The following is an 8,104-nucleotide window of genomic DNA, read 5'->3' as shown; positions in this document are numbered from 1 at the left end:
TGGAAGAGCCCGTCGTCGTAGAGATGCTCGGCCATCGCGGAGGTGACGGCGGCGGTGGGGCGCGGCAGCCCTGCTGGGCGGGCTGACGGCCTGCGCGCTCGTCATCGAGAACGCGGTGGAGCAGTGGTCGGTGCTGCTGCTGGAGGACCACCGGGCCGCCTCGGCGCTGGCCGCGAGCGCGGCCCCGGCCGTGTACATGGGGGCGCAGACCGTGGGGCGCCTGGCCGCGCAGGCGCTGCCCGGCCTGTCGCCACGCGTCCTCTACCTCGTCGCCGGCCTGGGCGGGGGAGCGGGGATCGCCCTCGCCGGCTGGGGCGGACCGTCGGGGGCCGTGCCGGTCTCACTGGCCGGGTTCGCCCTCACCGGGCTCGCCCTGGGGCCCCTGGTGCCGGCCGTCCTGAGCCGGGCCGCGGCCGACGACCCGAGCGGGGCGCTCGTGTCGGGCGTCTCCGTCGTGTCGTACACCGCGTTCGTGATCAGCCCGCCGCTCGTGGCGGGGCTCGCGGCCTGGCTCGGCCTGCCGGCCGCCCTCTCGGCCCTCGCCCTGCTCGGGCTCCCCCTGCTGGCCCGCGCGCTCGTCCCACGCTGAGGGAATATGGCGGTCCGTTGGGGCAAGGGTGGCACGCGGCGGGGTATGTCCCTGCGGCGTACCGGTGACAGCGCGAGGGGGAACACCATGGCCGTCTGCGAGACCTGTGGCAACGACTACGACATGGCCTTCGAGGTCCACGCCCAGGGAGCCGTGCACACCTTCGACTCCTTCCAGTGCGCGATCCACGCCATGGCGCCCATCTGCGAGCACTGCGGGGCCCGCGTCATCGGGCACGGCGTCCAGGCGGGCGAGCACTGGTACTGCTGCGCCCACTGCGCCCGCCAGGAGGGCAGCGACGGGATCGTGGACCGGGTGATGGCCGGCATGTCCGGCTGAACGACGGCGCTCCCCGCCGGCTCATGGCGGGAACGGCCCGCGCGAGAGACACTGGACGCGTGGCCGACTTCGACGTAGCCGTCATCGAGCGCCGCAACATGATCGGCGGCGTCCGCATCAACACGGGCACGATCCCGACCAAGACCCAGCACGTCCCCGGCCCCCTCGTCGTCGTGGGTGCCGGGGTCATCGGCATCGTTGTCTCTCTTGTTCGCTCGTGTCGCGATCGCGTGAGTGGGCTCGCTGGTCGGGAGGTCTGCTCCGGTGTATGACTTCGATCTCCTTGTCCTCGGGTCCGGTCCCGGCGGACAGAAGGCGGCGATCGCCGCGGCGAAACTCGGCAAGCGGGTCGCGGTGGTCGAGAAGAAGCACATGCTCGGTGGTGTGTGCATCAACACGGGGACGATCCCGTCGAAGACGCTGCGGGAAGCGGTTCTCTACCTGACCGGTCTCAACCAGCGTGAGCTGTACGGCGCGAGCTACCGGGTGAAAGAGGAGATCACGGTCGCTGATCTCGGGATGCGCACGCAGCACGTGATCGGCCGGGAGATCCAGGTGATCCGGAGCCAACTGGGCCGCAACCATGTGACGGTCCTGCAGGGGACCGGGCGGTTCCTGGACGCGCACACCATCGGAGTCACCGGGAGCGAGGAGCGGAAGGTCACGGCCGAGAAGATCGTGATCGCCACGGGGACGTCACCGGCCCGTCCGGCCAGCGTGGAGTTCGACGACAAGGTGATCATCGACTCGGACGCGATCTTGCATCTGGACCGGGTGCCCGAGACCCTTGTCGTCGTTGGAGCCGGAGTCATCGGCATCGAGTACGCCTCGATGTTCGCGGCACTCGGCACCAAGGTGACCGTGGTGGAGCGCCGTGAGCGGATGCTGGAGTTCTGCGATCTGGAGATCGTGGAGGCGCTCAAGTACCACCTGCGCGACCTGGCGGTCACGTTCCGGTTCGGTGAGAACGTCGCCGCGGTCGAGCGGCGGCCACGAGGGGCCCTGACCGTCCTGGAAAGCGGCAAGCGGATTCCCGCCGACTGCGTGATGTACTCGGCCGGGAGGCAGGGCAAGACGGCAGAGCTGTGCCTGGAGGCGGCCGGGCTGGCCGCCGACGACCGGGGCCGGATCCAGGTCGACGAGAACTACGCCACCTCCGTCCCGCACATCTACGCGGTCGGCGACGTGATCGGCTTCCCCGCGCTCGCGGCCACCTCGATGGAACAGGGGCGACTGGCCGCCCAGCACGCGTGCGACGAACCGGTGGCGGAGATGCAGGAGCTGTCGCCGATCGGGATCTACACCATCCCGGAGATCAGCTTCGTCGGGAAGTCGGAAGATGAGTTGACCCGGGAGAAGGTCCCCTTCGAGGTGGGCATCTCGCGGTATCGGGAACTCGCCCGAGGACAGATCATCGGCGACTCGTACGGCATGCTCAAGCTGCTCGTCTCCTCCGAAGACCGGCGGCTGCTCGGTGTCCACGTGTTCGGCACGGGCGCCACCGAACTGGTTCACATCGGGCAGACCGTGATGGGCTGCGGCGGGACCATCGACTACCTGGTCAACGCGGTGTTCAACTATCCGACGCTCGCTGAGTCGTACAAGGTCGCCGCCCTTGACGCCATGAACAAGATGCGAGTGATCGCGCGGCTGACAGCTGAGATGTGACCTCTGATCGCGATCTCGGTGGTCTGAAAGGCTGGCCGTGCCACACGGACCTTCTCCCGACTGGAACCTGGTCGCCCCTCAGCGCTGGAGTAGAGGCCGGGGAAGCCGTGCTCCTCGCCGTCCCGCGCCACGCACCTTTCTAAGGCGATAAATAAGGAAATATCCCTACGTCTCGGGTCCGTGTCGGCCGCTACGCTCCTCAGGGTTCACCGACTGGAGGCAAGGGTGCAGATCAAGGGCGCGGGACGGTGGCTGCCCGCCTTCCTGGTGCTGGCGGCCATCTGGGGCAACAGCTTCTTCTTCATCAAGGTCGCCGTGGGCGTGCTGCAGCCGCTCCAGGTGTCGTTCGCGCGGATGGTCCTGGGCGCCGCCGCGCTGCTCGCGGTGGTCGCCGTGAGCCGCAGGAGCCTGCCGCGCGACCCGCGCCTCTGGGGTCACTTCCAGGTCGCGTCCGTGGTGCTCACGACCGTCCCGTTCACCCTCTTCGCGTACGGCGAGCAGTACGTCTCCTCGGTGGTCGCGTCGATCTGGAACGCCACGACGCCGCTGTGCACCCTCGCCTTCACGCTGTTGCTGCGCGCCGAGCGGCCCACGGCGGGCCGGGTGGCGGGGCTCGGCCTCGGGTTCGCCGGGGTCATGATCGTGCTGGGCGTGTGGCAGCCGATGGCGGGCGGCCAGCTCGCGGGCAGCCTGGCCTGCTTCGGCGCCGCGGTGTGCTATGGCGTCGGCGCCGCCTACATGGGCCGCTACATCACCGGACGCCGCTCGGAACCGCCCGTGGTGCTCGCGGCCGGCCAGCTCCTCAGTGGCGCGGTGCAGCTCGGCGTGATCACGCTGGTGGCCGGCGTGCCGCTGGTGGACACCTCCGCCCCGGCCCGGGTCTGGTGGAGCCTGCTCGCGCTGGGCTGCCTCGGCACGGGTCTCGCGTACCTGCTGCTGTACCGGGTGCAGGGCCAGGCGGGGGTCACGACGACCTCGACGGTGACGTACCTGATGCCGGTGTTCGCGGCGGCGTCCGGCGTGGTGGTGCTGGGGGAGAGGCTGAGCTGGAACCAGCCCGTGGGCGCCCTGGTCATCCTCGCGGCCATCGCCCTCAGCCAGGGAGCCGCCCGCCTCACCCGCCAACGCCCCGCCGTGCCGGCGGGCTGAACGGCGCCGCGGGACGGTCACTCGTCGGGCTGGCCCCGGCGGGCTCGGGGCGGGGGCTTCTTGCGGCCCGCGACCAGGGTGTCGCCAGGCGCGGTGGACGTCGCGGGCTCGTCGGCCGGTGCCGGCTCGGAGGCCGGGCGGCGTGGGCGCGGATGGGGCGCGGTGTCCTGCTGGTCGCCCTTCTCCGCGTCCGTACGGGCCCGGGCGCGCGCCGCCGGCGCCGGTCCGGTGCGCGGCGCGGCGGAGGCCGTTCCCTGCTCGCCGGAAGCGCCGGAAGCGCCGGAAGCGCCGGAAGCCTGGGCGCCGGAAGCCGTGCCGGGCGGCCGGGCGGTGTCCGTATCGCGGGCGGCGGTGTCCGTGGCGGCGTCGGGGTCGCGCAGTGAGGCGATGACCCGGTCGGCCTCCGTGTCGGCCGCGAACTCGCTGGCCGCCTCCGACTCCCGCCGCCGGATCACCACCATGTGGTCCACCGACACCCGGCCGGCCCCCACGACGGCCAGCAGCAGCGCGGCCACCCCGAGCAGGACCAGCTCGTTCACGGTGATGGGGTTGAGCGGCGGCGCCACCAGGAACACGGCCAGCGCCTCGGCGAACAGCGCCAGCCCCGTCAGCGCCACCAGCAGCCCGGCGATGAGCAGCGCCCCGCCGATCAGCTCGGCGAGCATGGTGACGGTGGCCCAGGCCCGCGGCGCGGGGGCGCCCTGCTGGGCGAAGTGCATGCCGGTGGTCTTCAGGCCGTCCTCGAGCTTGTGCCAGCCGTTGGCGAAGAAGATGCCGCCGACCCCTAATCGGGCGACGAGCGCGGCAAGATCATGGAGGGCCTGTCTCACGGTAGTTGTGTGCCCGGAGCGGGACATCGCACACCTCAATCACGGCGCAGCAGCATGGCCACGGCTACGGCGGTCAGGCTGAGCAGGACGATGCTCACCACGACGGTGGTGTGCAGGGCGTTGACGAAGGCCCACCGGGCGGCCGTGAGCAGCGCGTCGCCCGCGCTGCCGCCGACCTGCTGGGCCACGTGGGCGGCGCCGGCCAGGGACTGCCGGGCCTGGTCCATGCCCGCGCCGGGAACGCCGGGCACGGACGGCAGGCCCGGCGCGTACACGATGGTGGTGATCGTGCCGAGGACGGCCACGCCGAGCCCGGCGCCGAGCTCGTAGGCGGTCTCCTCGATGGCGGCGGCGCCGCCCGCCCGCGCCTCGGACACCGACGACATGATCGTGTCGGACGCGGCCAGCAGCGCCACCTGGACGCCGAACCCGATGCCGACGAAGCAGACGCCGAGCATGACGGGATGACTCTCGACGCCCCAGCTCAGGGTGGGGGTGAGGGAGAGGGCGACGAGCCCGAGCCCGCCGCTCATGGTGGCGCGCATGCCGACGCGCGGCAGGATGTGCGCCGCGGCGAGCCCGCCGGCGATGGCCGACAGCACCAACGGCAGCATCCGGACCGCCGCCTGGGGCGGCGGGTCGCCGAGGACGAGCTGGAGGTACTGGGCCAGCATGAGCTGGAGCCCCACGAGGGCGAACACGCCCAGCAGCACCCCGGCCACGCCGGTGGTGAACGCCCGGCTGCGGAACAGGCCGAGGTCGAGCAGAGGCGCCGCCAGCCGCGACTGCCGCCGGACGAACCACACCAGCAGCGCCACCCCGGCCAGGAAGACGGCCACGGACGCGCCGAACGGCATGAGGCTGCCCGAGCCCGCCTCCTTCAGGCCGAACGCTAGCGCCAGGATGCCCAGCACGGACAGGACGGCACTCAGCCCGTCCCACGGCCTGCTCTCGTCCCGGCGCGAGTCGGGCAGCAGCCTGGCCGCGGCGGGCAGCAGCACCATCAGGATCGGCACGTTGATGAGGAAGACGGCGCCCCACCACACGCTCACGAGCAGCCCGCCGATCAACGGGCCCACGGCGGCTCCGGCGGCGGCGACCGCGCTCCAGATGCCGAGCGCGACGGCGCGTTCGCGGCGGTCGGTGAAGACCTGGCGGATCAGCGACAGCGTGGCCGGCATGATCATGGCGCCGCCGACGCCGAGCAGCGCCCGCGCCAGGATGAGGAAGAGCGGGGTGGGGGAGAAGGCGGCGGCGGCCGAGGCGATCCCGAACAGCACGTAGCCGCCCAGGACCAGCTGTTTACGGCCGTAGCGGTCGCCCAGCGTGCCGAACATGATCAGCAGCGGCGCGACGACCAGCGAGTAGACGTCGATGATCCACAGGAGCTGGACGGCCGACGGCTCCAGCGACGCGGTGAGGGCCGGCACGGCGATGTGCAGGACCGTGGCGTCGACGGTGATGAGGAGGAGGCTCAGGCAGAGCAGCAGGAGGATCGCCCAGCGGCTGTCGGGGTGTCGCCGAGCCCCACGCCGTACGAGGGGTGCGGCCTGTGTGACGGTCATGGACCTCCTTGCCGGCCGATCCGTCCACAACGGGCCCGCGCGTGCCTGTGGTCGCTGTGAGTGCGGGGAGCCTCGCCGAGACGCTGCCTGTCGAGACGCTGCTTGTGGAAACGCTGCCTTCGGGCTCCTCCGCTCCAGCTTGCGTGGCAGCTTAGGCCATGGCTTGCGCTTGGTATAGCGGTATCGACGCATCGAAGGCCCTCACGCGTACCTCTCTAGAGAGATACAGCCCTATGTCGCGACCTGTTCAACTTTCATCGAACGGCCGATCATGAGCTGGTGGGGACGGACGGAAATCATAGCAAAAACCACGACCAAAACTATGAAAAAGCCGACAAATCCCCCCGCGAATGGTGCGACGAAGCCATCACCCGCCTCCACGCCGGCCGCCCCGAGGAGGCGCTGAACGCCGCCCACCGCGCCGCCGAGGCGGCCGGGCGCGACGACCACGGAGAGGCTGCGGCCGCGGGCGAGTGGGCGCACCGGCTGGTGAGCCTGGCCCTCGAACGGCTCGGCCGCGACGCCGAGGCCCTCGCCCCCGCACGCGAGGCGGTACGGCTCTCGCCCGGCTCCTGGCCGGCCCGGGTACGCCTGGCCGCCGCGCTGTCGCGCCTGCCGGGGCACGCGGACGAGGCCGCCGTACAGGCGGGGCTGGCCCGGTCGTTCGCCCCGGAGCAGCCGGCGGTGCACGTCCTGGAGGGGGATCTCGCCCTGCTGCGCGGCGACCACGCAGACGCGGGCGCGGCCTACCGGACCGCCCTCGCCCCGCACCCGGCCGCCGCGCTTCCGGAGGTCTCCGGCCCGTCCGCCGTCCCCATGCCGCCTCAGGATTCCGGTGACTCCCGCGACTCCGGCGACCCCCGCGACTCCGGCGATGTCGGCGATTCCGGCGCGGACGAAGGGGAGGCGGCGCGGGTGCGGGCGCGCGTCAACCTGGGGCTGGCGTTGCTGCGCTGGGACCGGCCCCGGGCCCATCACGACCCGTCCTGGCCGGTGGACCCCCGCGAGACCGGCCGGGCGAGGCGCGCCCTGGAGGTGTGGGCGCGGCAGGCCCGGCTGCTGGTCGCGGTGGCCACGCTCGGGGTCGCCGTGGCCGCGTACACCGCCGGCCTCGCCTTCCAGGCGGAGCTGGGCGGCCTGGCCGCGCTGGGGCTGCTGGCCGTCCTCACCGCGCGGCAGGCCCGCCGGGTACGGGTGTGGCCGCGCGTGCCCGCCATGCTGGGGCGCGACCCGTGGCTCGGCACGGAGGTGGTGTCGGCCGCCGTGTCGGTCGCCGCGTACGCCGCCTGGCTCGCCCTGACCGCCCTCCCGGGCGTGCCGCCGCGGCTCGACCCGGTGTGGGCCGGGCTCGCGGCGATCGCGGTGCTCGGCTGGCCGGCGCACGCCGCCCTGCGCGCCCTGGCCGGGACGTGGCGCGGCCGTCCGGTCCGGGCCCTGGAGCAGTTCGCCGCCGCGGACGGTGGGCGGACGGCGCGTGGGAAGGCCGAGGACCGTGGGCGGACGGCGCGCAGGAAGGCCGAGGAGGGGGAGCGGACGGCGCGCCGGAACGCCGGGGTGACCCTGTGGATCCTCGCCGGCCGCACCTGGTCGGTGCTGGTGCCGCTGGTCCTCGGCGCCCTGGCCGTCGAGCCGAGGGCCGCGCTGGCCGCGGCCGCCGTGCCGTACCCGCTGCTGCGCTGCTACCGGCGGGTCCGCCACCGCGAGGACGGGTGGCTGCGCGCGGCGGTCGTCCTCCTCGCCGTCGCGGCGGCCGGATGCGCGGCGGGCGCCCTGCTCGGCTGGACCGCCCGCGGCGGCCTTCCCGGTGGGGTGCCGGGCAAAGGTGCAAACGGCAAAGTGTGGAACCCGAAAAATTCAGACGGCCGCTATTCCGGTTACATCACGCTGCGCCAGGCTTTGACCGCTTCGAAAAACATGGTGTCCATCCGCATCCTGATGTCTATCGGCATCGGCTACGCGCAACA

8 protein-coding genes are annotated in these 8,104 nt (G+C 72.6%); 6 read left to right on the top strand and 2 right to left on the bottom strand.

All coding sequences use genetic code 11. The features are described from left to right. Window positions 1-115: 115 nt before the first annotated feature. From AB0H81_RS42500 to AB0H81_RS42480, 5 genes are all read left to right on the top strand, one after another. Window positions 116-589 carry a hypothetical protein gene (locus tag AB0H81_RS42500; RefSeq protein WP_358387491.1) on the top strand — a complete coding sequence of 158 codons (474 nt, stop codon included), beginning with the start codon at window positions 116-118 and terminating at the stop codon, window positions 587-589. Window positions 590-676: 87 nt separating this feature from the next. Next, entirely contained in the window at window positions 677-928 is a 252-nt protein-coding gene (locus tag AB0H81_RS42495; RefSeq protein WP_175588134.1) for a hypothetical protein, read from the top strand. A 59-nt stretch (window positions 929-987) separates the two neighbouring features. Beyond that, a complete protein-coding gene (locus tag AB0H81_RS42490; protein ID WP_358387488.1) occupies window positions 988-1,200 on the top strand; it encodes a hypothetical protein in 213 nt (70 codons plus the stop codon). Further along, window positions 1,193-2,596: a Si-specific NAD(P)(+) transhydrogenase gene (sthA, locus tag AB0H81_RS42485; RefSeq protein WP_358387485.1), complete on the top strand. Its 1,404-nt coding sequence runs from the start codon at window positions 1,193-1,195 to the stop codon at window positions 2,594-2,596. Before AB0H81_RS42490 ends, sthA begins: the two co-directional genes overlap by 8 nt. Before the next feature lie 225 nt (window positions 2,597-2,821). Continuing rightward, window positions 2,822-3,745, top strand: coding sequence for a DMT family transporter (locus tag AB0H81_RS42480; protein ID WP_358387482.1), 924 nt, complete (start codon window positions 2,822-2,824; stop codon window positions 3,743-3,745). A gap of 17 nt (window positions 3,746-3,762) precedes the next feature. Here AB0H81_RS42480 and AB0H81_RS42475 read toward each other — a convergent pair whose 3' ends face one another. Both AB0H81_RS42475 and AB0H81_RS42470 read right to left on the bottom strand, forming a co-directional pair. Then, a complete protein-coding gene (locus AB0H81_RS42475; protein WP_358387480.1) occupies window positions 3,763-4,575 on the bottom strand; it encodes a DoxX family protein in 813 nt (270 codons plus the stop codon). A gap of 35 nt (window positions 4,576-4,610) precedes the next feature. After that, window positions 4,611-6,140: an MFS transporter gene (locus AB0H81_RS42470; RefSeq protein ID WP_358387477.1), complete on the bottom strand. Its 1,530-nt coding sequence runs from the start codon at window positions 6,138-6,140 to the stop codon at window positions 4,611-4,613. A 279-nt stretch (window positions 6,141-6,419) separates the two neighbouring features. Between AB0H81_RS42470 and AB0H81_RS42465 the strand changes: the two genes are divergently transcribed. Further along, a partial coding sequence (locus AB0H81_RS42465) for a hypothetical protein (RefSeq protein ID WP_358387474.1) occupies window positions 6,420-8,104 on the top strand: 1,685 nt, incomplete at its 3' end.

The sequence above is a fragment of the Nonomuraea sp. NPDC050691 genome (assembly GCF_040654455.1).
GTDB lineage: Bacteria > Actinomycetota > Actinomycetes > Streptosporangiales > Streptosporangiaceae > Nonomuraea.
Note: the sequence above shows the minus strand (reverse complement) of the source record. Positions and strands in the feature narration are given on the sequence as shown.

What these genes read in the sequence shown, in the direction of transcription:
- AB0H81_RS42495 (WP_175588134.1), top strand. Translation starts at nt 677, where the DNA reads ATGGCCGTCTGCGAGACCTGTGGCAACGACTACGACATGGCCTTCGAG.
- AB0H81_RS42470 (WP_358387477.1), bottom strand. Translation starts at nt 6,140, where the DNA reads ATGACCGTCACACAGGCCGCACCCCTCGTACGGCGTGGGGCTCGGCGA.